Raw genomic sequence first — 25314 nt, 5'->3', positions numbered from 1 at the left:
GACCGGGTTTCCGGTCCGTCTGCTCATCGGTCGAGGAAATGCCAGTGATAACAAAAATCCTGATCGCCAACCGTGGAGAAATCGCTGTCCGTATCGTGCGCGCTTGCGCCGAAATGGGCATTCGGTCGGTTGCGATCTATTCCGACGCGGATCGCCATGCGCTCCATGTGAAGCGTGCGGATGAGGCTTACGGCATTGGTTCCGAACCGCTGGAGGGTTATCTGAACCCGCGCAAGTTGGTGAACCTGGCCGTGGAAACCGGTTGCGATGCGCTGCATCCCGGTTATGGCTTCCTCTCGGAAAACGCCGAACTGGCCGAGATTTGCGCTGAACGTGGAATCAAATTCATCGGTCCGTCCGCTGAAGTGATTCGTCGCATGGGCGATAAAACAGAAGCCCGCCGCAGCATGATCAAGGCCGGTGTGCCGGTGACGCCGGGCACGGAAGGCAACGTTGCCGACATCGCCGAGGCTCTGGTGGAAGGCGATCGCATCGGCTATCCGGTCATGCTCAAAGCCACCTCGGGTGGCGGCGGTCGGGGCATTCGTCGCTGCAACAGCCGTGAAGAACTGGAGCAGGCTTTCCCCCGGGTCATTTCCGAAGCGACCAAAGCGTTCGGCAAAGCCGAGGTCTTCCTCGAAAAATGCATCGTCAATCCCAAGCACATCGAGGCTCAGATCCTGGGCGACAGCTTCGGCAATGTGGTGCACCTGTTCGAACGCGACTGCTCGATTCAGCGTCGTAACCAGAAGCTCATCGAGATTGCCCCAAGTCCTCAGTTGACGCCTGAACAACGCGCCTACATCGGCGACCTGTCAGTACGCGCGGCCAAAGCCGTGGGTTACGAGAACGCCGGGACTGTGGAGTTCCTGCTCGCCGAGGGCGAGGTGTACTTCATGGAGATGAACACCCGCGTTCAGGTCGAGCACACCATCACCGAAGAAATCACCGGCATCGACATCGTGCGCGAGCAGATCCGCATTGCGTCCGGTCTGCCGCTTTCGGTCAAGCAGGAAGACATCATTCACCGTGGTTTCGCGTTGCAGTTCCGGATCAACGCCGAAGACCCGAAGAACAACTTCCTGCCCAGCTTCGGCAAGATCACCCGTTACTACGCACCCGGCGGGCCTGGTGTGCGCACCGACACGGCTATCTACACCGGCTACACCATTCCGCCGTTTTACGACTCCATGTGCCTGAAGCTGATTGTCTGGGCGCTGACCTGGGAAGAGGCGATGGACCGTGGCCTGCGCGCGCTGGACGACATGCGCCTGCAAGGGGTGAAAACCACCGCCGCCTATTACCAGGAAATCCTGCGCAACCCGGAATTCCGCAGCGGCCAGTTCAACACCAGCTTCGTTGAAAGCCATCCTGAACTGACCAACTACTCGATCAAGCGCAAACCCGAAGAGCTGGCTCTGGCCATCGCCGCCGCCATTGCCGCCCATGCAGGCCTGTGAGGAACACGTAAATGTCCAAGAAAATCTTCGTCACCGACACCATCCTGCGCGACGCCCATCAATCGCTGCTGGCGACCCGCATGCGCACCGAGGACATGCTGCCGATCTGCGAAAAGCTCGACAAGGTCGGCTACTGGTCACTGGAAGTCTGGGGCGGCGCAACGTTCGACGCCTGCGTGCGTTTCTTGAAGGAAGATCCGTGGGAGCGTCTGCGCCAGTTGCGAGCGGCATTGCCTAACACTCGTCTGCAAATGCTGTTGCGCGGTCAGAACCTGTTGGGCTATCGCCATTACAGCGACGATGTGGTCAAGGCGTTCGTGGCCAAGGCGGCCGTCAACGGCATCGACGTGTTCCGCATCTTCGACGCCATGAACGATGTGCGTAACCTGCGCGTTGCCATCGAGGCCGTGAAAGCCGCAGGCAAACATGCTCAGGGCACCATCGCTTACACCGTAAGCCCGGTTCATACCGTCGAAGCCTTTGTCGCTCAGGCCAAACAGATGGAAGCCATGGGTTGCGACTCCGTCGCGATCAAAGATATGGCGGGCCTGCTGACCCCTTATGCGGCTGGCGAGCTGGTCAAAGCCCTCAAGGCCGAACAGTCGCTGCCGGTGTTCATTCACTCCCACGACACGGCCGGCCTGGCTGCAATGTGCCAACTCAAAGCCATCGAAAACGGTGCTGATCATATCGACACCGCAATCTCGAGCTTCGCCTGGGGCACCAGCCATCCGGGTACGGAGTCGATGGTCGCCGCGCTGAAAGGCAGCGAATTCGATACGGGGCTTGATCTGGAACTGCTGCAGGAAATTGGTCTGTATTTCTACGCGGTGCGTAAGAAATATCACCAGTTCGAGAGCGAATTCACCGCAGTCGACACGCGTGTGCAGGTCAATCAGGTGCCCGGCGGCATGATTTCCAACCTCGCCAACCAGCTCAAAGAGCAGGGCGCCCTGAACCGCATGGGCGAAGTGCTGGCTGAAATCCCCCGTGTTCGCAAGGACCTCGGCTACCCGCCACTGGTGACCCCGACCTCGCAGATCGTCGGTACTCAAGCGTTCTTCAACGTGTTGGCTGGCGAGCGCTACAAGACCATCACCAATGAAGTGAAGCTTTACCTCACGGGCGGTTACGGCAAGGCGCCGGGTCAGGTCGACGAGAAGCTGCGCCGTCAGGCGATCGGTAACGAAGAGCTGATCGATGTGCGTCCTGCCGATCTGTTGAAGCCTGAAATGACCAAGCTGCGCGGCGAAATCGGCGCACTGGCCAAATCCGAAGAAGACGTGCTGACTTACGCGATGTTCCCGGACATTGGGCGCAAGTTCCTCGAAGAACGCGCAGCGGGCACGCTGACCCCAGAACCGCTGTTGCCCATCCCAGAGCCAGGCACCGTGGCCAAGGCGAGCGGTGAGGGCGTTCCGACCGAGTTCGTCATTGATGTGCACGGTGAAAGCTACCGCGTGGACATCACGGGTGTGGGCGTCAAAGCCGAGGGCAAGCGCCACTTCTACCTGTCCATCGACGGCATGCCCGAAGAGGTGGTGTTCGAACCACTTAACGAGTTCGTCGGCGGTGGCATCGGCAAACGAGCCCAAGCCAGCAAGCCGGGCCACGTCAGCACTACCATGCCGGGCAACATCGTCGATGTGCTGGTCAAGGAAGGCGACATGGTCAAGGCCGGTCAGGCCGTGCTGATCACGGAAGCGATGAAGATGGAAACCGAGGTCCAGGCCGCTGTTTCCGGCAAGGTCGTCGCGATCCATGTGGCCAAGGGCGATCGCGTGAACCCTGGCGAGATTCTGGTCGAGATCGAAGGCTGATCCCGACGCGGCAACGATAAACAGCCTTCCGCGCAAAGACGCGGGAAAGGCTGACGGTTACCTCTGGGGGAGCTCTCGTGGCTCCTCTTTTTTTTGCCTGCGAAAGGCTGAGGCATTCAGCTTCTGCTCGGAGGGTGTGGCGATTGCTTGATCAAAAGCTCATCTGCCATTGCCCCATCAGCGCATGGTTGCGGCTGTTGCTGCCCAGTTCGCCGTTGTAGCCGACGCTCAGGGTGTGATGAGCAGAGAGGCCCAGGTCGAGTCCGGCCTCGACCATCAGGCTGTCACGATCCAGCGCGGTGCCTTCGACGCTGAAAGCGCTGCCGCCGAGCACGAAGGCCTGACGGGTTTCGCTGTTGACGTCGCCGTAGGTATGGCGCCACCCCAGGCTCCCACGTGGGGTCAGGCTCATGCCGTTCTCCAATTGACTGAGCTGTGCCAGACGTACGCCGAAGGTGCTGCTGACATTGTCCTGGCTCTGGTCATCGACGCTCAATGCGGCCGCACCCCCTTTCTCGGTATAGCGGTCGCGGTGGTAGCGCTGATAACCCAGATTGGCGAACGGTTCGACATTGAGGCGCCCGCTGCCCATGGCATACCCGAGCTCGGCAAAGGCCTGCTGGCTGTCGGCGTCGTAGTTGCCTTTTGGTCGGTCACTGAACCCGTCGAATTGAACGGTGCGTTTGCTCTCACCGTCGTGATTGCTGTAAGCCGCGCCCAGACGCAGGGCAAGCGGGCCGTCCTGACGCTGCGCATAGGCGCCGACATGCCAGCTGTTGACCTTGCCGTCGACGCCGGCGCTGTCCAGGTCGGTGCGTGAATAACCGCCCAGTACGCCCATCCGCCACAGAGGCGTCAGCGACCAGTCCACACCCAGCACGCTGCCTTTGGTGCGCTGCTCCAGGCCTGCACTGCCATGTTCGCCGTCGAGCTTGCCGTAGCTGCCGATACCCTGAAGCCAGACACGACCGCGTGCGTTCGGGTCGTTCAGATTGCGCGCGGCATTGGGCACGCCGGTGGCGGCAAGGGCAGGGGTGTCCTTGTCGTCCATACCAACCAGCAGGCTTGAGCCATTGCTCATGCCCTGCATGGCCGACATCATGGTTGCACCGACCTGCGAGGTGCCGCTCAGTGTCGCGCTGGTGAGGTTGGCGTTGCTGCTGCCGGCCAGTTGCTCAATGGCGGAACCGGCAGAAGACGTGCTGGTGTTGAGGAGTGCGTTGTAGAGCGCATTGTTTTTGCCGAGCGATGTCAGGCTGGTGGCGGCCTGATTGCCGTTACCGGTACTGGCGTAATCGGTGAACGCCACGTCGTTACGGGTGTACGTCAGGCCGACGAGGGTGGGTTGATAGCTCAGCGTCGGGGTGAGGAACGCATAGTCGCTGCTGACGCTGCCAAAGGTGCCGCTGATGCTGCCCGCTTGCAGCACGGTGTACTGGCTCTGCCACGGGTAAGTGCCAGGGCTGGCGTTCACCACCAGTGAAGCGCCGTTGAGGTTGGCGTTGCCGCTGACCTTGATCGTGGCGCTGCTGCCATCCGCGTCTGCGCCGAAGGCCAGAGTGGAGCTGCGACTCATGTTCAGGTTGCCGTTGACCTGCGCCGCGCCAAGGGACTTGCTGGCGACCAGTGTGCCGTTGACGTTCAAACCGCCGACGATGCCACCACCTGCATAAACGCCACCTTGATCGACCGTCGTGCTGCCTGCGATGCCGCCTTGGTTGATCAGCTCGGCGCCGCTGGACACGCGGCCGCCTTGGCTGAAGTCACCAAGGCCGGTCAGCGTCCAGGTGCCTTGGCGAACCTGCAGGGTTTCGAAGTTCTGACTGGCGCCGAAGCTGCCGCCGAGTGCGTCGTCCATGATCACGGTGTCGTTGCCGGTGCCGCCATCGACCAGGCCGACAAAGCGGCTGTTGTGACCCAACGTCAGGGTGTCGTTGCCGCCTCCCATGTCCAGCGCCAGGCCATTGCTGCCGCTGATCAAGCCGTCGTTGAACACGCTGTCGGCAAAGTCGCCGACCAGCTTCACACCGAAGCCGCCCAGGCCCTCGATCGTGCCGTGGTTGATCAGCGTCGTGGCCGCGACACCAGAACCGCCGCTTCCATCGTCGACCAGAATGGCGCTGTCCACACTGCTGATCAGTCCTTTTTCAGCGTTGTAGAGGTAACCGCCGCCCGCGGCGATACCTTCGCTGCCGTTGGCGAAGCCGTTCTTGTCGACCCCGCTGGCGCCAAGGCCTTTGATGGTGCCGTAGTTCTCGATGTGGGCGACCAGATCGATGTCTACGCCGTCACCGTCACCGTTGGGTTGCAGGCCATTGTCGCTGCCGGTGATGGTGCCGTAGTTGATCACTGTGCCCACGCCGTCGGAGCCGAAGCCCGAGCCGTTGCGACCCATTACCGTCCCGAAATTGTTCAGCGTTGCGCCCAGATCGGTGGTGATCCCATGGCGCCCTCCCGAGATCATGCCGTAGTTATTGACCGTGACACCCGTCGCCGAGTCGATGTCCACGCCGTCGAATTTCTGATCGGCGTTGGTCGAGTCGCCAGACGAGATCTCGCCATAGTTGGTGACAGTGGCATTGCCGCCGGTTTTCATCCCGTCGCTCAGTTCGCCCCGGATCAGTCCCCCTGCACGGTTGATGATGGTCGTGGTCACGCCCGCGCCGCGCACCGCGTCCAGGTCAATGCCTTGGCCGGTGGACGAGCGAATGGTGCCGCTGTTATCAATCAGGATGGTGCCGCTTGGAACGTTGCTGTTGATCCGCAACGCGTCGTCAAAGCCACTGATCGTGGCGCCGGCGCGGTTGGTGATGGAATAGTTGCGCGCTGCGGTTTCATCACCGCTGCTGTCGAACGCCCGCCCGCCGGTGGACGTAATGGTTCCGCTATTATCGACGACAACGCCGGCTCCACTGGTTGTGCCTTTGAAGCTGACCGCCTTGCCGCTCGCCGTGATGCCACCGGTGGTGGTCACTGTCAGTTTGTCGGTGCCGCTCAGTTCCACGCCAGCCTGGCCGGGTGTGCTGATCACGATGTTCTGCGGTGCCGGAACGGCGATGGCGTCGGCAGCAAAGCCTCCGGAAACGACTACAGCAATGTGCAGGGCGAGGCGAGACTTGACGCGAGGCATGCAGGACGGCCTTTTTTGTATTAAGGGGCCGTCCTGTATAGCGGTTGGATATGACAGGTTTATAACGTGCGCAAATGCTCGAGCGTATTGATCTGCTGTCCGTCGTTGAAGTTATCCACAGCCAGCCACGCGTTGAACGCTGTTTCCAGCGACGGCCATTCGCTGTCCAGGATCGAGAACCAGGCCGTGTTGCGGTTTTTGCCTTTCACCACCATGTGCTGGCGGAAGGTGCCTTCGAAACTGAAGCCAAAGCGTTCCGCAGCGCGCATCGAGCGGGCGTTGTCGGCGTTGCACTTCCATTCGAGGCGACGGTTGCCCAGGGCAAATGATTCCTTGGCGAGCAGATAGACTGCCTCGGTGCTCTTGGGCGTGCGCTGCATCGAAGCGCCGAAGGTCACGTGGCCGATCTCGACGCGACCCTGGCTCGGGACGATGGACATCAGGCTGAGAAACCCGTCCAGCACGCCGGTTTTCTGATCGACCACGGTATAGAACCAAGGGTCGGTCGACGCTTGAAGGCCAGTGAGGTAGTCCTCAAAGGCACCCCGTTCAGTGAACGGGCCTATGGCCAGGTAATCCCAGAGTTTCGGATCGGCACCCGGGCCTTCCAGCGCTTGCCACAAACCGTCCGCATGACGCGCTGCGTCGAGTTTTTCCAGGCGAATGAAGCGTCCTTGCAGCGTGCGTGAGTCCGGCAGCTTCGCCGATTGCCAGTGTTCAAGGTTCGACATGATCGGATTCCAGTCCTACAGCGGTTTGCGAAATTGAATGTAGCCAGGGCGTTCGGCAATGCGTTCGTACAACTGAATGGCGGTGGCGTTGGTTTCGTGGGTCAGCCAATGGACCTTGTCGGCCCCGCCGTTCTTCGCCGCGACGTACACATACTCGATCAGCTTGCGACCGACGCCTGTGCCCCGTTGCTCGGGGACGACCAGCAAGTCCTGCAGGTAGCAGGAATAGTTGATGCTCCAGTTCGAGCGGTGAAAGATGAAATGCACCATACCGACGGCCTTGCCGTCCTCCCAGGCGAGCGCCGCGTGAGTGGGTTCGTTGCTGTCGAGAAAACGCCGCCAGGTGCTTTCGGTCACCGCGTCCGGCAATTCGGTTTTATAGAACGTCAGGTAGGCCTTCCACAGTGGCAACCAGGCGTCATGGTCGGCGGCGGTGACGGGACGGATTTCTACGTCAGACACGGGTCTCTCCTTGGCTCATCAAGCGAGCGATTTCCTGATCGTTTTGATCCTGGCTGGTTGCCAGGCCTTTGCTGACGCCGGCGATGTCTTCGGCGCTACGGTTCTGGTTGAGCTTGCGCTTGCCTTCCAACCGCTCGATGGGAATGGCAAAACCAACGATACCGTTGAGCATTTTCTGGATGTAGTCATCCGGAGCGTCGCTCACGGCCCAGGGCTCGGCGCGAGCTGCCTCGTGTTTGTCAGTCAGACCGCTGACCACGCGTAGCAGCCGCTCTGGATCGGTGAAGACCTCGGCGCGGCCGTAAGCGTGGACCGCCAGGTAATTCCAGGTCGGTACGACTTTGCCGTGTTCGGCCTTGGCAGCGTAGAACGAAGGGCTGATGTAAGCATCGGGACCTTGAAAGATCACCAGCACTTCAGTGCCCAGCGCGAGTGTTTTCCACTGCGGGTTAGCTTTGGCCAGGTGACCGGTCAGCACGCCGTGGGCGCCCTGAGCGGAATCGAGCAGCAGCGGGACGTGGCTGGCTTGCAGGCCGTTTTCGTCGAAGGTGACCAAGGTTGCCAGGCGCGTGCCTTCGATCTGGCTGTGCAGGCTGGCGAGATCCGCATCGTTGAAATAGCTGGGCGTATACATGAGATTTTCCTTGGCGATTGGCCTAATCCTAGGCAGCCTATTGGTCTGTTGTAAGAACCATTAATGGTCAATTTCATAGGACCAATTCGATGCCCGTCGCCACGCCCTCATTGACGTTCGATTTCGCCGGAATCCAACTGGACCGCCGCCAAGGCTTGAGCCGTCAGCTGTATCAGGCGCTGCGCGAGCGCATTCTCGACGGGCGTTTGAGCAGCGGGACGCGCCTGCCCGCCAGCCGCGATCTGGCAGCTTCGTTGTCCATTTCCCGCAACAGCGTGATGCGTGCCTACGACCAGCTTTACGCCGAAGGCTTCACCGACGGCCGCATTGGCGACGGCACCTATGTCGCACAATTGCCGGACAAACCAACGCCTGCAAAAAAACTATCCACAAAAATGTCCACAGGGTTATCACCAGGCTTATCAACAGGGTTATCCACAAAATCATTAAATCATGCTGGTGATTTATCCAGTAAAGTTATCCACAGTGCTTCCATGGATCTGCTGGAACGGCACCATTTGAGCGCTCACAAAACCGGTTTGCCACGCGCTTTTCGCGTGGGCATTCCGGCGTTCGATCTGTTCCCGTTCGACGTGTGGGGCAAGCTCCACGCGGCTTTCTGGCGAAAACCGGGGCTGCATCAGTTGGGGTACGGTGATCCGGCCGGTGAGTGGCGGCTGCGGGAATTGATCGCGGTGTATTTAAGAACATCTCGTGACTTGCAGTGTGCGCCTGAACAAATTGTGATCACCAGTGGCGCCCAGCAGGCGATTGCTCTTTGTGCACAGTTGCTGTTGAACGACGGAGACGGCGTCGCGATTGAAAATCCGGGGTATCGTGCGGCGGGCCACGCCTTTGCGGTTGCAGGCGCAACATTGTTTGGAATGCCGGTGGACGCTGAAGGCATGCGATGCCCTGATTCGAACGATAGCCGCTGCAAGGTGGCGTATGTGACGCCGTCTCATCAGTACCCGTTGGGCGTCACGATGAGTCTGGCGCGCCGCCTGGATTTGCTGGCGTGGGCTGAACGGACACAAGGCTGGATCGTCGAGGACGACTACGATGGCGAATACCGTTACAGCGGTGCGCCTTTGGCACCACTGGCGGCGCTGGATCGGCACGGGCGGGTGCTCTATGTCGGCACCTTCGGCAAGGTCGCTTTTCCGGCGTTGCGTCTGGGGTACCTGGTGCTGCCCCGCAATCTGGTCAAGCCCTTCAGCCAGCGCCGTGCCGTGGACATGCGGCATTCGGAGATCGGCACTCAGGCCGTCATGGCCGAATTCATAGCGTCGGGTCACTTTCAACGGCACATCCGGCGCATGCGTCGTGCGGCGTTGAATCGACGCGATGCCTTGCTGGCGGGCTGGCCTCAAGACCTGCCCGGTTGCAGTCCGATGCCCAAGCCGTCGGCGGGCTTGCATGTGACGGTGACGGTCGAAAGCCAGGCCCGTGAGCAGGACCTGGTGGCGAAGGCAGAAAGCGTCGGCGTTGAGGTGGCCCCGCTGAGCGATTACTGGTTACCCGATTCCGATACGCCTGTGGATAAACGCGCGGGGCTGGTGCTGGGTTTCGCGGCGGTGCCGGAAGCGGACATTGCCTCGGCGCTGGAGCGGCTGCGCAGTGTGTGGCGGTGAGATGCGTACATTTGTAGGAGCGTGGCTTGTCTCTGGGCCGCATCCGGACGATCGGCGACGAAGTCGTCGTAAAACCTGCCAATGCCTTTTGCCTGATGCATCGCGCTCGCCCAATCTACGACGACTTCGTCGCCGATCGCGGGACAAGCCACGCTCCTACAGAAAAGGGTTAAACCATTGAGCCTAGAACGGCCGGCAGCGGGGTTATACTCGCGCCCATTGCAACCATTTCCTGAGATACGTCCATGAGCCTTCCTCTTTCTGCGACGCCGGAACGCAAGTTCGGCACGCCGCTGATTGCCTTCGTTTTATTGGTGATCGGTGCTTTGTTTCTTCAGTCCGCGGTCGGCGGCAAGCAAGTGCTGCTGTTGATCGTCGGTGCGGCGCTGGGCCTGACGCTGTATCACGCCGCGTTCGGTTTCACGTCTGCCTGGCGGGTGTTCATCAATGAGCGTCGCGGCGCGGGTCTGCGCGCGCAGATGGTGATGCTGGCCATTGCCGTCGTCCTGTTCTTCCCGGCCTTGGGCGCAGGCACGTTGTTCGGCACACCGGTCACCGGACTGGTAGCGCCAGCCGGCGTTTCCGTGGTCTTTGGCGCGTTCATTTTTGGCATCGGCATGCAGATGGGGGGCGGATGTGCGTCGGGCACGCTGTTCACCGTGGGCGGTGGCAATGCGCGGATGCTGGTAACGCTGCTGTTCTTCATCGTCGGTTCGGTGGTGGCGACCCATCACGCCGACTGGTGGTTCTCGCTGCCCTCGTTCCCGGCAACTTCCATCGTCAAAACCTTCGGGGTGATCCCGGCCCTGATCATGAGCCTGGCGCTGTTCGCCGTGATCGCGCTGGTCACCATCACACTGGAAAAGCGCCGCCATGGCGAGCTGGAAGCCGCAGTTACCAGCGAGCACGTGGGCTTGCGTCGTTTTCTGCGCGGTCCATGGCCCTTGGTATGGGGCGCCGTTGCGCTGGCATTGCTCAACTATGCAACGCTGGCGCTGGCTGGCCGTCCTTGGGGCATCACCTCGGCGTTCGCCCTGTGGGGCGCGAAGGTCGCCAGCAGTCTGGGCGTAGACGTCGGCAGCTGGGTGTTCTGGCAGATGCCTGCCAACGCCAAGGCGCTGGCCGCGCCGGTGTGGGAAGACATCACGACAGTCATGGACATCGGCATCATGCTGGGTGCGGCAGTGGCAGCGGGGCTTGCAGGACGTTTCTCGCCAAGCCTGAAGATCCCGACCCGTTCGCTGGTAGCGGCGGTGATCGGTGGCTTGTTGCTGGGCTACGGTTCGCGTCTGGCCTACGGCTGCAACATTGGCGCGTACTTCAGCGGTATCGCCTCGGGCAGCCTGCATGGCTGGCTGTGGCTGATTGCAGCGTTCGCGGGTAACGCCGTCGGTGTGCGGATTCGTCCGTTCTTCTTTGAAGGTGAGCGTCGTCCGGTGGTTCTGAGCGGCTGCTGACTCAACGTCGTCACACGCTTGAAAGGTGGGAGTGAGCTTGCTCACGAAGAGGCCGGTGCAGCCGACAGGTATCCATCGGATGTACCGCAGTCTTCGCGGGCAAGCGCGCTCCTACAGGGCCTGATTACTGGCCGATCTGCTCCTTCGCTACCTTGGCAATGTTCTCGGCCGTAAACCCAAACTTCGCCTGCAGCTTCTCGATCGGGGCGGAGGCGCCGAAGGTGTTCATCACGATCTTCGCCCCCGTCTGACCCACGTAACGGTCCCAACCCACGGGGCCGGCCTGTTCCACGACCACGCGTGCCGTGACATTCGGCGGAAATACGCTGTCGCGGTAAGCCTTGTCCTGATCCTCGAACAGCTCCCAGCTCGGCATCGACACCACGCGCGCGGCTATGCCTTCAGCCTTCAGTTTTTCGAACGCCTCGACAGTCATACCGATTTCGCTGCCCGTGGCGATCAGGATCACGTCCACTTTGCCTTTCACCGCATCGGCCAGCACATAGGCGCCTTTGGCGACGTTTTCAGCGCTGGCGTATTTCGAGCGGTCCAGGGTCGGCATCGGCTGACGAGAAAGCACCAGGCAGCTGGGGCGATGGGTTTGCGCCAAAGCGACTTTCCAGGCTTCGGCGGTTTCGTTGGCATCCCCCGGTCGCAACGTCAGCAAACCGGGCGTGGCACGCAATTGCGTGAGGTGCTCGATAGGCTGGTGGGTCGGGCCGTCTTCGCCGACACCAATGGAGTCGTGGGTGAAGACGAACACCACCGGCAGTTCCATGATCGACGCCAGACGAATCGGCGGTTTCATGTAATCGCTGAACACCAGGAAGGTCGACGTGTATGGCCGTATGTAAGACAGCGCCAGCCCGTTGGCAATCGAGCCCATGGCGTGTTCACGGATGCCGAAATGCAAGTTGCGGCCGCTGTAACTGCCTGCCTCGAAGCTGCCGGCGCCCTCAAACGTCAGATTGGTTTTTGTGGAAGGGGACAGGTCCGCCGATCCGCCAATCAGCCACGGGATTTGCTGGGCAAAACCGTTGAGGACTTTACCGCCCGAGGCACGCGTGGCGAGCCCTTTGGGGTCGGCGTCGAAGCTGACCGCGGTGTTGCGCCAGCCTTCTGGCATTTCACCCGCGCGCATGCGTTTGAGTTCGTCGGCCAGTTGCGGCTGATCTTTCTCAAAACGGGCGAAGGTCTCTTGCCAGGCGTCGTAATCGCCGCCGTTGCGGCTCAGCAACGCATCGCGCAAGTAATGGCGCGCTTCGTCGGGCACCAGAAAGCTGCTGTTTTCATCCCAACCGTAGGCTTTCTTGGTCAGCTTGATTTCATCTTCGCCCAGCGGTTCGCCGTGCGCCGACGCGGTGTTGTGTTTATTCGGCGAGCCGTAGCCGATCACGCTGTCGACCACGATGAGGGTCGGTGCGTCGTCGGTCTGCTGGAAGGTTGTGATCGCCTTCGCGAGCGCCGCAGCATCGTTGGCGTCCTTCACATGCAGGGTTTTCCAGCCGTAGCCTTCGAAACGCTTCTGCGGATCGTCGCTGTACGCCAGTTCCGTGTGGCCTTCGATGCTGATGGTGTTGTTGTCATAGATCCAGCACAGGTTCGACAGCTTGAGGTGACCGGCCAGTGAGGCCGCTTCGGCGGTCACGCCTTCCATCATGTCGCCGTCGCCGCACAGCACGTAAACGTTGTAATCGAACAGCGTGGCGCCCGGTGTGTTGAAGCGCTCGCCCAGCCAGCGCTCGGCCATCGCCATGCCCACGCTGTTCGCGCAGCCTTGGCCCAGCGGACCGGTCGTGGTCTCAACGCCTGTGGTCATGCGGTATTCCGGATGGCCTGGAGTCTTGGAGTCCATCTGACGGAATTGTTTGATGTCTTCCAGGCTCACGGCCGGTTTGCCGGAGCGCTTGCCGTGCTCGTCGATCTCGACCACGCCCGCCAGGTGCAGCAGCGAATAAAGCAGCATCGACGCATGACCGACCGACAGCACGAAGCGGTCGCGGTTTGGCCAGTCAGGATGTTCCGGGTGATAGCGCAGGAAATCTTTCCACAGGGTGTAGCCGACGGGCGCCAGCGCCATGGGTGTGCCGGGGTGACCCGAGTTGGCCTTTTGCACGGCATCCATCGCCAGGGTGCGAATGGTGTTGATGGTCAGTTGGTCGCGTTCGCTGTGTTCTTCGATGGAATGAGAGGTTGAAGACGAGCCCATTACATTCTCCTCGTGACAAGTGGCTGAAGCATCCAGATAGGTGTTGAGCACGCGCGCGGCGGGTTCGTTCCATGAAATCTCTGTCACCCGACCGGGTCGAACGATTTATCGCTGAAATGTTTCAGTTGCGAACCAAGCAAGCCATCTGCATTCGAATGCCCTTGAGGTCAGCGTGTGTCGCTTGACCCATGAGATAACAGACGGGGGTGGCCTTTGCAGGAAACGATCATCAAGAAATACCGGGCCATGATCAGGACCTTCACCTACATCGGTTGGTCGCTGTTCTGGCTGTTGATCTGGGATGTGATTGTCACAGTCGATTTCATGCTCTACCTGGAGCGCAAGATCACCTTGCCATCGATGCCGCTGACCTTGCTCGGTTCGGCATTGGTGGTGCTGACCAGCTTTCGGAACTCGAGCGCTTATAACCGTTGGTGGGAGGCGCGAACGTTATGGGGGGCTTTGGTCAACAATTCCCGCAGCTTCGCGCGCCAGGTGCTGACGTTGATCGACGACGAAGGCGAGCTGAATCCGGTCAAGGCTGTGCTGCTGCGTCGGCATGTTGCCTACGTTGAATGCCTGTCGGCGCACTTGAAGGGAAGCGATTGCGGGGAAGACGTGACGGCCATGATTCCTCGCGAGGAATACGAGCGTCGTAAGCGCACCAATAACTTTCCGAACGACATTCTTAACGAGTCCGCTGCAATCATCGCGAACGAATACAAGGCTGGCCGGCTGGACAGCATTCGTCTGGAGCGGCTGGAAGCGACGTTGGTTGAGATTTCCAACTGCCAGGGCGGCATGGAGCGGATCGCCAATACGCCACTGCCTTATCCGTACGTGACCTTTCCCCGATTGTTCATCACGTTGTTCTGCATCATTGTGCCGATCGGTCTGGTGGAAACGCTGGGCTGGTTCACGCCGCTGGCCTCGACAGTGGTGGGCTTCATGCTGCTCGCCATCGAGAAGATCGGCAGCGACCTGCAAAGCCCGTTCAAGGCGTCTGAACACGAGATTCAGATGAAGGCGCTGTGCGACAACATCTCCGGGAACCTGAACTCGATGCTGCGTGATGCCACGGAAAAGCAGCGCTGACTGTCGGCTGAATATCCGATCGTTCCACGCTCCGCGTGGTAATGCCGCCTGTGACGCTCGGCGTCACCCAATGGGCACGATCAACACAGTCTGTAGGAGCGCGCTTGCCCGCGATGGCGTTGTGTCAGTGTCAGGTGTGTGTTTGACACGACGCATTCGCGGGCAAGCGCGCTCCTACAGGACGTTCAGGTGCCGGATTTGATCTTGGTCCACACCCGGGTCCGTGCGCGTTCTGCATCACGCGGCAGCGGCGTCAGCGTGTAAAGCGTTTTCATTGCTTCGGCGGTCGGGTACAGGTTGGGGTTGTTGCGGATCGCCGGATCAACCAGTTCAGTCGCGTCCTTGTTCGGGTTCGGGTACCCGACAAAGTCGCTGATCGGCGCGATCACCTTCGGTTGCAACAGGTAGTTGATGAACGTGTGGGCGTCTTCCACATCCTTGGCGCCTTTCGGAATCGCCAGCATGTCGAACCAGATCGGCGCGCCTTCCTTCGGCAGACGCATGTCCACCACGACGCCGTTCTTGGCTTCCTTCGCGCGGTTGGCCGCTTGCGAGAAGCTGCCCGAATAACCCACGGCCACGCAGATGTCGCCGTTGGCGATGTCAGCCATGTATTTCGACGAGTGGAAGTAGGTGATGTACGGACGGATCTTCATCAGCAAGGCTTCTGCCTTGTCGTAGTCCTTTGGATTCTTGCTGTTGGGATCCAGCCCCAAATGCTGCAAGGCCAAGGGCAGAATTTCTGAAGGGGAGTCGAGCAGCGTCACGCCGCACTGCTTCAATTTGCTGATGTTCTCTTCCTTGAAGATCAGGTCCCAGCTGTCCACCGGCGCGTTGTCGCCCAGCACAGCCTTGACCTTAGCCGGGTTGAAGCCGATCAGGATGGTGCCGTACATGTACGGCACGGCGAACTTGTTGCCCGGGTCGTTGGCTTCCAGCAGTTTCATCAGCTTGGGATCAAGGTGCGAATAGTTGGTCAGCTTGGACTTGTCCAGGGGCTGAAACACCCCAGCCTCGATCTGCTTGGCCAGAAACACGTTGGATGGCACCACGACGTCATAGCCCGAGTTGCCTGTCAGCAGCTTGGCTTCCAGCGCTTCGTTGGTGTCGAAAATGTCGTAGATGAGCGGGATCTTGGTGTCTTTTTTGAAGTTTTCCAAAGTCTGCGGCGTGATGTAGTCGAACCAGTTGTAGACCCGCAGGGTTTTTGGCTCGTCGGCGTGCGCCGCGCCGCCGAGCATGGCCACGCCAGATGTTGCCAGAAGCGTCGATGCGATAAAGCGCTTGAGTCTGTTCATCGTTGTCTCTCTTGTTCGAAGGTAGAGGGTCAGACGCGTTCGAAACCTTCCAGCACGTTTACGGCGTTAATGCCGATTTCTTCGACGGCATAGCCGCCTTCCATCACAAACAGGGTGGGCTTGCCCAGGCGCGCGATTTGCTCGCCCATGCGCAGGTAATCCGGGCTGTCGAGCTTGAATTGCGAGATGGGGTCGTCCTTGTAGGTGTCCACGCCCAGCGACACCACGATGACGTCCGCACCGTAGCGTTCGATCTCGCCGCACGCCTGCTCCAGCGCCGCGCTCCACTGCGTCCAGTCGCTGCCCGCCGCCAATGGATAATTGAAGTTGAAGCCTTCGCCTGCACCTTCACCCAGCTCGTCTTCATAGCCGAGAAAGAACGGGAATTCCGCTTCCGGGTGACCATGAATGGAGGTGAACAACACGTCGCTGCGCGTGTAGAAAATCGACTGGGTGCCGTTGCCGTGGTGGTAGTCCACGTCAAGAATCGCGACCTTCTTGTGACCTTGGTCGAGGAAGGCCTGAGCCGCGATGGCCGCGTTGTTCAGGTAGCAATAGCCGCCCATGACATCGCTGGCAGCGTGGTGCCCCGGCGGACGGCACAAGGCGAAAGCGCTGCGGGCGCCGTTCTGAATCGCAGCTTGGGCGGTGAGAGCAACCTGGGCCGCGCTGTATGCGGCTTGCCAGGTGCCTGCGGTAATCGGGGCGCCTGCGTCGAAGGTGTAATAGCCCAACTGACCGTGCAGGCTGGTCGGGATGACCGAGCGCAGCGTCCGCGCAGGCCAGGTGTAAGGCAGCAGATCGCCTTCAGGGTCGGTTTCGGCCCAGCGTGCCCACGCGCCTTTGAAGAACGCCAGAAACGCTTGGGTGTGAATGCGTTCGATCGGCGCAATGCCGAAATCCTGCGGGCCTTCCACGGCACCGATTTCGCGATCCTTGACGCGCTGCAACACGTGATCGGCGCGCGACGGCATCTCGAAGCAGGGCATCAGCTTGCCGTCGATCAACTCGCAGCGGCCATGATGCAGATGGTGATCGTCTGAATAGATCGTCAGCATTTTCTTGTTCTCCTGGGGCTAAAGTTGTCCGACATTCTTGTGGCGCAAGGCCTCTCGGAGAACGACGGAAACGGCCAAAAGGGGATTATTACGGCCATAAACTCTGTCCGTAAATCGCCCCTAAATGAGGCGAAACGCCCTTTTTCGAGGCGTTCTGGTCTTTACGGCTTGCAATGTTCTCTGCGGGAGCGAGCTTGCTCGCGAAGACTGAAGCTCAGTCACTGAAGATGTGCCGGGTGTACGGACGATTTCGTGAGCAAGCTCACTCCCACAGGGATTCGGTGGCCGGAGAAACGGCATTCACATCCGAAACTGACTCGGCGCCACACCGCTCCAGCGGATGAAGGCATGACGAAAGCTCGCGGTTTCGCTGAATCCCAACGCTTCAGCGATGCGATGAATCGGCAACTGCTCGTCTTGTAGTAATTGCTTGGCGCGCTCGAAGCGTAGCTCGTCCAGCAACTGTTGGTAGCTGCTGCCCGTGGCCTGAAGATGACGGCGCAAGGTGCGTTCGGAGCAGTTCATCTTTTGCGCAAGCACGCCCAGGCTCGGCGTCTGGTCGAGCTGCCCGGCGAGCAAATGACGAATCCGGCCCAGCCAGGCCTGACGCCCCGTGAACTCGATGTTCTGACGACGGCAGCGCTCGCGCATGTCGCGGTGCGTCACGGGGTCGGCCAATGTCAGCGGTTGGTCTAGCCAGCGTTTGTCGAACGCAAAGGCGTTGTCTTCAGCGTTGAAATGCAGCGTACAGCCAAAACTTTCCCGGTAGCTGGCCTGATAATCCGGCGCGTCATGAGCAAAGCGCGCGCCAAGCAGCGGCAGCGGCTTGCCCAGCAGGTCATCGCAAATCACTTTCAGCGACGCCATGCACAGCTCGGCGTTGAATACCCGCAGGCCCTCGTCATCTCGGTAGTCGCTGGCGCTGAACCAGATGCAGTCCCCGTCCTCGATCAGCTTCAACTCGAACAACGTACCCAGCAGCGCCGGGTATTCCAGCGCCAGCCGCAAGGCGTCACCGAAAGTGCCACTGGTGAGCAGGGCGTAACCGAGAATCCCGTAGGACGACACATGCATGCGCCGTCCGAGCGGCAGGCCGATCTCCCTGCGCAGCGCGACAGCGTTGGCGCAGACCTGCATTTCCTGAAACGTCGTGATGCGAATGTCCGGCCGCTTCAAGTCCGCCTCGGTAATCCCGCTCCCGGCCAGCAACGCCTCGCTCCCCCAGCCCTCAGCCGCGAAGGTATCGAGCACCAGCGAAACGGCGTTGAGTGTGGTGAGGTGCGAATGAAGCATGAAGGCCTTCCGATGTTTTGTTCGTCGGGAGGACGGAGCAAGAGCTGTGCCGGACGTCATCCTCGCCCTTGGAAGCACTTGGTGACGGTTGTGAACTACTGCAGCCGCAGAAGATTGTCTACGTTGATTCCCGGCAGCACCCGTGCAACGAATTAGACAAAGCATGCCCGCTACGGGTATATATTGAAGGGGGATGGGATGACGGTGTTAAAGCGAAGGGAGTTCGCTAAATGGCAGTCCGCCGAAATGATCGCCGATAGCGTCTTATGTGATGCCATCAAGGAAATGGAGGTTGGGCTGATAGACGCGGATTTAGGTGGCTGCCTTTATAAAAAGCGGATCGCACGCGAGGGTGGAGGTAAAAGCAGCGGGTATCGCACTTTACTCTCGGCAAGAATCGGGGATCGCTATGTGTTTTTATTCGGCTTTGCAAAGAGTGCCCGGGCTAATGTCACCCAAGGCGAAAAGAAGGCATTGCGCTATGCAGGTAAAGTTTTCCTGAGTATGTCGGATGATGCTCTGACGATCGCTTTACGGGTTGGAACGTTAGAGGAGGTCCACTGTGTCTAGCAAAATCATTGAGTCCTTGCGCGCAGACCTTGCAGAGCTTCATCAGGCTGGGGCGCTAAGCAAGATTACGATGCGCGAGTTCGAAGCAATCTGTCCGACACCGGTCCGGGAGCTCAGTGCGGCAGATATCCGAAATCTCAGGCTGGCATTGAATTTTAGCCAGCCGGTTTTCGCACTTCATTTGAACACTACCGCGTCGACAATCCGCAAATGGGAACAGGGCGAGAGTCGGCCTGCAGGCCCGGCTCTGAAGCTTCTGAATGTAATCGCAGACAAAGGTTTGCAATCAATCCTCTGAGGGTGGTGCAGGAGCTAGAGCAACTCCCCACACACATCCCGCTCAACCAACCGCCGCACTTCGTCTCGTGTAAGCCCCGCGCCGAGCAGTGCGTGCAGTTTGCCGAAGGCGGCTTCGCGGGTCATGCCGCCGCCGGACAGCACGCCGACATCGCGCAGGCGGCTGCCCGCTTCGTAGACATCCAGTTCGACGCCGCCTTCATGGCATTGGGTGATGGCGACGACGCAGATGCCGGTGTCACGGGCGCGCTGGAGACTTTCCAGAAAAGCAGGGTTGTCGCTGGGGCCGGTGCCGCTGCCGAAGCACTCCAGGATCAGACCCTGGATGCCGCTGTCGATCAGGCCGTCCAGTTGGGCGGCGCCGATGCCGGGGAACAGTGGCATGACGGCGACGTTGGCCAAGTGTTTCGGCTGGCGATAATCCAGTGCGGTTGGCAGCGTGGAAGCCGCTTCGCCGCCGCGCGCCCGATTGAGTGCTGCAAAGGGATTGCGGCCGAAGCTGCGGATTTTCGCGCAGCGGTTCGGCTGCAAAATCTCGCCGTGGAAATACAGATGCACGCCCGCTGGCAGACCTTTACCCAGCGACTGCAACGCGCCGTTGACGTTTTCCCAGGCATCGCTGTCCGGCACACCGGCGGGCAGCATGGAGCCCGTGAAGACCACCGGGGCATTCAGGCCCAGCAACTGAAAGCTCATGGCGGCGGCGCTGTAGGCGAGGGTGTCGGTGCCGTGCAGGATCAGCACTGCATCACAACCCTTCACCTCGATGGCATCGACCACCGCTTCGCGCAGACGCTGCCAGTACTGGGGCGTCATGTTGGCGCTGTCGATCAGCGGAGACATCTCGCGAAATTGCCACTTCGGCACGACCAGTGCCGGCTGGCCCGTCAACTGTTCGGCCATGCGAGCCTCGAAACCCGAAGCTGGCGCCAGACCGTTCCCGCTGGCCTGCATGCCAATGGTTCCGCCGGTATAGAGCACCATGACGTGCGTGGCCGGTGAGTGGTTTTCGCGATTCATGCCTGTCTCCCTGGACTGACTCGTTGATGATTAAGGGGTGTCGACCACTGCTTTGCCACTGGCCGGAGCAGGCGTCGCAGCAGGCTGTTGATGCCCCGGTTTCGGCCACGCTGTGAGGTCCAGATCCAGGTCAGGAAACTGACTGGAGTCGAACACGGGCGTGTCGATGCCCGCCTTACGCTGTGCATCGTAGTCATTCAACAGGCGCAAACCAATCTTGAACAGCATGGCCAGGGCGATCAGGTTAACGAACGCCAGCAGGGTCATGGTGATGTCGGCGAAGGCGAACACGGTGCCCAGGTCTTCCACGGCGCCCCACAGGATCAACGCAAGCACCAGCGCGCGGTAGCTGATCAGCGCCTTGCGGCTTTCCCCGATCAGGAAGCGCAGGCTGTTTTCGCCCAGGTAGTAGTTGTAGAGGATCGAGGTGAAAACGAACAACGCCAATGCCACGCTGATGAACAGCTTGCCCCAATCACCCACGACGGCAGCCAGCGAGTTTTGAGTCAGGGCGATGCCGTCTCCTTCGAAGCCCGGCGTATAAAACCCGGACAGCAGAATCAGCAGTGCTGTGCAGGTGCAAATCACGAAGGTATCGAGGAACACGCTGAACGCCTGAACCACGCCTTGAGCGATCGGGTGCTGAACCTCGGCGACTGCCGCTACGTTGGGCGCGCTGCCCAGACCGGCCTCGTTGGCGAACACACCGCGTTTCACGCCCATCACGATGGCGCTGCCGATCAGGCCGCCAAACACTTCATCCATTCCGAACGCGCTTTTGACGATGGTCATCAGCATGTGGGGAACCTGCTCGAACTGCACAGCAATGACGTAGATCGTCACTGCGATGTACACCAGCGTCTTGATGGGCACCAGCAGGTCGGCCACCGCTGCAATGCGCTTGATACCGCCGACGAATACCAGGCCCAACAGCACCGCCAGACCCATACCGGCATAACCGGGCGAGACACCGAATGCATCGTTGAGCGAGTGGGTCACGGCGTGGGATTGCAGGCCGTTGAACGCGAAACCGAAGGTCACCAGCAGCAACACCGCCATGACCATGCCCAGCCAGCGCTTGCCCAGACCGTATTGCATGTAATACGACGGACCGCCACGGTATTGCCCTTCGGCATCGCAGCGTTTGTACAGCTGGCCGAGGGAGCATTCGAAGAAGCTGCTGGCCATGCCGACCAGGGCCGTCACCCACATCCAGAACACGGCACCCGGCCCGCCGAGGGTCACGGCGATGCCGACACCGGCGATATTGCCCGCACCCACGCGTCCGGCGAGGCTGAGCATCAACGCCTGAAACGAACTGAGTTGGCCCGAGCTGCTGCGCAAGCTGTCGCGAAACACCGCAAACATATGAAAAAAGTGACGTAACTGAACGAAACGCGAGCGAATCGTGAAATATCCACCGAGCCCGACGATGAGCACGATCAGCAGTTTTCCCGAGAGGAAGTCGTTGATGACTTCAAGCATGTGTATTCCTCGCTTTTTTAGAGGGGGGCGCACTATACCGATACGCCTTATTGGAGTCTTTATTCGGTTTCCTGCTTTCGAGTTGCGGGTGTTCCTGTAGGAGCGCGCTTGTGACTAACTCGTCATTCAAAAATTCCGGGTAAAAAAAAGGGCCTGGAAGCATCTACTTCCGGCCCTCAAAAGGGTGAGGGGTGTCTAGGCCCTCAGCCTGGTGATCGTCTTGCGGGTGAAGCGGGAGCTTCGGTGATCAGGCCTTCAGCGGCACCAATCGTGGGGCAATCATGTTTTCCGGGCGCAGGATGTCGGCGAGCATCACGTCGTCGAGCAAGCCTTCCTCACGCACCAGTTCCAGTACGCCGCGGCCGGTTTCCAGGGCGACGCGGGCGATACGGGTGGCGTTTTCGTAGCCGATGTACGGGTTCAGCGCGGTGACCAGGCCGATCGAGTGCTCGACCAGTTCGCGGCAACGCTGTTCGTTGGCGGTGATGCCGACGATGCAGTGCTCGCGCAGCATGTCCATGGCGCGTTGCAGCAGACGGATCGAGTCGAAGATCTTGTAAGCGATCAGCGGCTCCATCACGTTCAGTTGCAGTTGGCCGCCTTCGGCGGCGATGGTCAGGGCCAGGTCGTTGCCCATGATTTCGAAGGCGCACATGTTCACGGCCTCCGGAATCACCGGGTTCACTTTGCCCGGCATGATCGAGCTGCCTGGCTGACGCGCTGGCAGGTTGATCTCGTTGATGCCGGTGCGCGGGCCGCTGGACAGCAGGCGCAGGTCGTTGCAGATCTTCGAGAGCTTGACCGCAGTGCGCTTGAGCATGCCGGAGAACAGCACGAAGGCGCCCATGTCAGAGGTGGCTTCGATCAGGTCGGCGGCCGGAACCAAAGGCTGGCCGCTGATGATCGCCAGGCGCTCAACCGCCAGATGCTGATAACCAGGGTCTGCGTTGATGCCGGTGCCGATGGCGGTGCCGCCCAGGTTCACTTCGGTCAACAGCTCAGGTGCCAGGCTGCGCAGACGGTTGAGGTCTTCGGTCAGCGTGGTGGCGAAGGCGCGGAATTCCTGGCCGAGGGTCATCGGCACGGCGTCCTGCAGCTGGGTGCGGCCCATTTTCAGGACGTGGTTGAATTCCTGGCCTTTGGCCGCGAACGCCTGGATCAGGCTGTCGAGGCTGGCGAGCAGGGCGTCGTGACCCAACAGCAGACCCAGGCGGATGGCCGTCGGGTAAGCGTCGTTGGTCGACTGCGCCATGTTCACGTCGTTGTTCGGGTGCAGGTATTTGTATTCGCCTTTCTCATGGCCCATCGCCTCAAGCGCGATGTTGGCGATGACTTCGTTGGCGTTCATGTTGGTGGACGTACCGGCGCCACCCTGGATCATGTCGACGACGAACTGCTCGTGGAAGTCGCCGCGAATCAGGCGTGCACAGGCTTCGCTGATGGCCGCGTGCTTTTCGCTGCTCAGGTGGCCGAGCTGATGGTTCGCATCGGCGGCCGCTTGCTTGACCATGGCCAGGCCGACAACCAGTTTCGGGTAGTGAGCGATCGGAACGCCGGAGAGCCGGAAGTTCTGAACGGCGCGCAGCGTCTGAATGCCGTAATACGCTTCAGCGGGTACTTCGAGGACGCCAAGCAGGTCTTTTTCGATGCGAAATGATGCAGCGGAGGACATGATAGAGAAAGTCTCAAGAAAGGCACGGACTAAGCCGGAACGCCTTTAATACTAGGCCTGTGGCCGATTGCGAACCAATGCTGTTAAGCGCTAGCCTATGCACAAACGGCATAATGTTGATGTGACGTTCGGATTGTGACGAGCGTGTGAACGACTTCGCCAATCACTCTGTAGGAGCGTGGCTTGTCTCTGGGCCGCATCCGGACGATCGGCTGCGCAGCAGTCGTGATTCTGGCGAATGCAGTGCGCCAGACAAATCGTGTTCCCGATGATTGCTGCCGCTGCGCGCCAGATCGCGGGACAAGCCACGCTCCTACAGTTGATGGGCGGCAACCATTGATAAGTGGCGACCCACCCTGCGGGAGAGATTGATGAACCTGGAAAGCAAATGGCTGGAAGACTTCAGCGCGCTGGCCGCAACCCGCAGCTTCTCCCAGGCGGCGGAGCGGCGGTTCGTCACGCAGCCGGCCTTCAGCAGACGAATCCGTAGCCTTGAAGCCGCGCTCGGTCTGACGCTGGTCAATCGCTCGCGCACGCCGATCGAGCTGACAGCGGCGGGGCAGTTGTTTCTGGTGACGGCGCGGACGGTGGTCGATCAGCTCGGCGAAGTCCTGCGTCATCTGCATCACCTTGAAAGCGGGCAGGGCGAGGTCATGCAGATTGCGGCCGCGCATTCGCTGGCCTTGAGTTTCTTCCCACGCTGGATCGCGCAACTGCGCAATGAAGGCCTGAACATCGCCACCCGGCTGGTCGCCACCAACGTGGGTGACGCCGTGCATGCGCTGCGTGAAGGTGGCTGCGACCTGATGCTCGCGTTTTATGACCCGGACGCGGCGCTGCAGATGGATGCGGAAATCTTCCCGTCGCTGCACTTGGGCATGACTGAAATGCTGCCGGTGTGCTCGGCGGACGCGCAAGGCAATCCGCTATTCGATCTCGAAGGCGAAAACAGCGTCCCCTTGCTGGCCTACAGCGCGGGTGCCTTTCTGGGGCGTTCGGTGAACCTGCTGTTGCGTCAGCGCAATCTGCGTTTCACCACGGTTTATGAGACCGCGATGGCTGACAGCCTCAAAGGCATGGCGCTGCAGGGGCTGGGCATCGCCTGGGTGCCTCGGCTCAGCGTCGCGGCCGAGCTGGAGCGCGGTGAACTGGTGGTGTGTGGCGGTCCTCAATGGCACGTGCCGCTTGAGATCCGCCTGTATCGCTGTGCGCTGGTGCGCAAGGCGAACGTGCGGTTGCTGTGGCGTAAGCTCGAAGGGGGCGCCGCACAGACCGGCGCTTGACCTTGAGGTCAGTAAATCCGGGGCTTGGCAGCGAAAACAGAGCGGCTGACAGGAGGTCGTCAGCGTCCTGTTAAACGGCACTCTTTGCGGTATACTGCGCGGCCTTTGGCCGGTTCGACTGGTCATAATTCGTACGACAAGCCACGCCGGTCTTCCCGCGTGGCTTGTTGTTTTTAGACGCGCCTGCGGGCGCCCGATGAAGAGGCACGACGATGAGCGCACTGGTTGGCGTGATCATGGGCTCCAAGTCCGATTGGTCCACCCTTAGCCACACCGCCGACATGCTGGAAAAGCTCGGCATTCCGTACGAAGTCAAAGTGGTGTCGGCCCACCGCACGCCGGACCTGCTGTTCCAGTACGCCGAAGAGGCCGAAGGCCGCGGCATCGAGGTGATCATCGCCGGTGCCGGTGGTGCTGCTCACTTGCCTGGCATGTGCGCCGCCAAGACTCACCTGCCCGTGTTGGGCGTTCCGGTGCAGTCTTCGATGCTGTCGGGTGTCGATTCGCTGTTGTCCATCGTGCAGATGCCGGCGGGCATCCCGGTCGCGACCCTGGCCATCGGCAAGGCGGGCGCGATCAACGCCGCTCTCCTGTCAGCCAGCATCCTGGGCGCCAAGCACCCGCAATTCCACGCAGTGCTGAAAAAATTCCGCACTGAGCAGACAGACAGCGTTCTGGACAATCCAGACCCACGCGAGGCCTGAGG

At 60.5% G+C, this 25314-nt stretch carries 20 protein-coding genes; 9 read left to right on the top strand and 11 right to left on the bottom strand.

Translation table 11 applies throughout. From position 1 onward, the window contains the following. The first annotated feature begins 44 nt into the window (after nt 1–44). Together AB4N84_RS10605 and oadA are read left to right on the top strand one after the other, a co-directional pair. A complete protein-coding gene (locus AB4N84_RS10605; RefSeq protein WP_460046278.1) occupies nt 45–1460 on the top strand; it encodes an acetyl-CoA carboxylase biotin carboxylase subunit in 1416 nt (471 codons plus the stop codon). A gap of 11 nt (nt 1461–1471) precedes the next feature. Next, the gene (oadA, locus tag AB4N84_RS10600) at nt 1472–3280 is read left to right on the top strand and encodes a sodium-extruding oxaloacetate decarboxylase subunit alpha (protein ID WP_074754815.1); all 1809 of its coding nucleotides are present in this window, start codon (nt 1472–1474) and stop codon (nt 3278–3280) included. A 151-nt stretch (nt 3281–3431) separates the two neighbouring features. On the opposite strand, the gene AB4N84_RS10595 is transcribed toward oadA, so the two are convergent. Genes AB4N84_RS10595 through AB4N84_RS10580 form a run of 4 tightly spaced genes read right to left on the bottom strand, consistent with a single transcriptional unit; the run spans nt 3432 to nt 8237 of the window. Further along, the gene (locus AB4N84_RS10595; RefSeq protein WP_460046277.1) at nt 3432–6410 is read right to left on the bottom strand and encodes an autotransporter outer membrane beta-barrel domain-containing protein; all 2979 of its coding nucleotides are present in this window, start codon (nt 6408–6410) and stop codon (nt 3432–3434) included. Nucleotides 6411–6469: 59 nt separating this feature from the next. After that, nucleotides 6470–7141 carry a GNAT family N-acetyltransferase gene (locus AB4N84_RS10590; protein WP_460046276.1) on the bottom strand — a complete coding sequence of 224 codons (672 nt, stop codon included), beginning with the start codon at nt 7139–7141 and terminating at the stop codon, nt 6470–6472. A 15-nt stretch (nt 7142–7156) separates the two neighbouring features. Next, entirely contained in the window at nt 7157–7603 is a 447-nt protein-coding gene (locus AB4N84_RS10585) for an N-acetyltransferase family protein (protein WP_460046275.1), read from the bottom strand. Then, nucleotides 7596–8237, bottom strand: a complete 642-nt coding sequence (locus tag AB4N84_RS10580; RefSeq protein WP_460046274.1) for an FMN-binding negative transcriptional regulator — start codon at nt 8235–8237, stop codon at nt 7596–7598. The genes AB4N84_RS10585 and AB4N84_RS10580 overlap by 8 nt, the downstream gene beginning before the upstream one ends. Nucleotides 8238–8326: 89 nt before the next feature. Between AB4N84_RS10580 and pdxR the strand changes: the two genes are divergently transcribed. Together pdxR and AB4N84_RS10570 are read left to right on the top strand one after the other, a co-directional pair. Then, a complete protein-coding gene (pdxR, locus tag AB4N84_RS10575) occupies nt 8327–9871 on the top strand; it encodes a MocR-like pyridoxine biosynthesis transcription factor PdxR (RefSeq protein WP_460046273.1) in 1545 nt (514 codons plus the stop codon). Nucleotides 9872–10116: 245 nt separating this feature from the next. Next, entirely contained in the window at nt 10117–11328 is a 1212-nt protein-coding gene (locus AB4N84_RS10570) for a YeeE/YedE family protein (protein WP_460046272.1), read from the top strand. 124 nt (nt 11329–11452) lie between these two features. Here the strand turns inward: AB4N84_RS10570 and tkt are convergent, their stop codons facing one another. Continuing rightward, nucleotides 11453–13537, bottom strand: coding sequence for a transketolase (gene tkt, locus AB4N84_RS10565; protein WP_460046271.1), 2085 nt, complete (start codon nt 13535–13537; stop codon nt 11453–11455). A gap of 213 nt (nt 13538–13750) precedes the next feature. Here tkt and AB4N84_RS10560 point away from each other — a divergent pair, with 213 nt between their 5' ends. After that, nucleotides 13751–14632, top strand: coding sequence for a bestrophin family protein (locus tag AB4N84_RS10560; protein ID WP_460046269.1), 882 nt, complete (start codon nt 13751–13753; stop codon nt 14630–14632). Between the two features lie 185 nt (nt 14633–14817). On the opposite strand, the gene AB4N84_RS10555 is transcribed toward AB4N84_RS10560, so the two are convergent. The 3 genes from AB4N84_RS10555 to AB4N84_RS10545 form a co-directional block, all read right to left on the bottom strand. Continuing rightward, nucleotides 14818–15930 (bottom strand): polyamine ABC transporter substrate-binding protein, encoded by a 1113-nt coding sequence (locus tag AB4N84_RS10555; protein WP_460046267.1) that lies wholly within the window; start codon nt 15928–15930, stop codon nt 14818–14820. Nucleotides 15931–15959: 29 nt separating this feature from the next. Further along, a complete protein-coding gene (locus AB4N84_RS10550) occupies nt 15960–16988 on the bottom strand; it encodes a histone deacetylase family protein (RefSeq protein WP_460046265.1) in 1029 nt (342 codons plus the stop codon). Nucleotides 16989–17288: 300 nt separating this feature from the next. Beyond that, a complete protein-coding gene (locus AB4N84_RS10545; protein ID WP_460046264.1) occupies nt 17289–18281 on the bottom strand; it encodes an AraC family transcriptional regulator in 993 nt (330 codons plus the stop codon). A 198-nt stretch (nt 18282–18479) separates the two neighbouring features. Here AB4N84_RS10545 and AB4N84_RS10540 point away from each other — a divergent pair, with 198 nt between their 5' ends. Continuing rightward, nucleotides 18480–18851, top strand: a complete 372-nt coding sequence (locus AB4N84_RS10540) for a type II toxin-antitoxin system RelE/ParE family toxin (protein WP_074754793.1) — start codon at nt 18480–18482, stop codon at nt 18849–18851. Next, complete coding sequence (locus tag AB4N84_RS10535) at nt 18844–19149, top strand: helix-turn-helix domain-containing protein (RefSeq protein WP_074754791.1); 306 nt, start codon at nt 18844–18846, stop codon at nt 19147–19149. The genes AB4N84_RS10540 and AB4N84_RS10535 overlap by 8 nt, the downstream gene beginning before the upstream one ends. Nucleotides 19150–19163: 14 nt before the next feature. Here the strand turns inward: AB4N84_RS10535 and AB4N84_RS10530 are convergent, their stop codons facing one another. The 3 genes from AB4N84_RS10530 to AB4N84_RS10520 form a co-directional block, all read right to left on the bottom strand. Then, nucleotides 19164–20168, bottom strand: a complete 1005-nt coding sequence (locus AB4N84_RS10530; protein ID WP_460046262.1) for an asparaginase — start codon at nt 20166–20168, stop codon at nt 19164–19166. Between the two features lie 30 nt (nt 20169–20198). Next, complete coding sequence (locus AB4N84_RS10525) at nt 20199–21653, bottom strand: alanine/glycine:cation symporter family protein (RefSeq protein ID WP_074754788.1); 1455 nt, start codon at nt 21651–21653, stop codon at nt 20199–20201. 247 nt (nt 21654–21900) lie between these two features. Further along, on the bottom strand, nt 21901–23325 hold the full coding sequence (locus AB4N84_RS10520) for an aspartate ammonia-lyase (protein ID WP_074754786.1): 1425 nt from the start codon (nt 23323–23325) through the stop codon (nt 21901–21903). A 371-nt stretch (nt 23326–23696) separates the two neighbouring features. On the opposite strand from AB4N84_RS10520, the gene AB4N84_RS10515 reads away from it, so the two are divergent. Together AB4N84_RS10515 and purE are read left to right on the top strand one after the other, a co-directional pair. Then, nucleotides 23697–24608, top strand: coding sequence for a LysR substrate-binding domain-containing protein (locus AB4N84_RS10515; RefSeq protein ID WP_460046260.1), 912 nt, complete (start codon nt 23697–23699; stop codon nt 24606–24608). 212 nt (nt 24609–24820) lie between these two features. Further along, complete coding sequence (gene purE / locus AB4N84_RS10510) at nt 24821–25312, top strand: 5-(carboxyamino)imidazole ribonucleotide mutase (RefSeq protein ID WP_074754780.1); 492 nt, start codon at nt 24821–24823, stop codon at nt 25310–25312. Nucleotides 25313–25314 lie beyond the last annotated feature (2 nt).

Source organism: Pseudomonas sp. S2_H01, from assembly GCF_054668305.1.
Note: the sequence above shows the minus strand (reverse complement) of the source record. Positions and strands in the feature narration are given on the sequence as shown.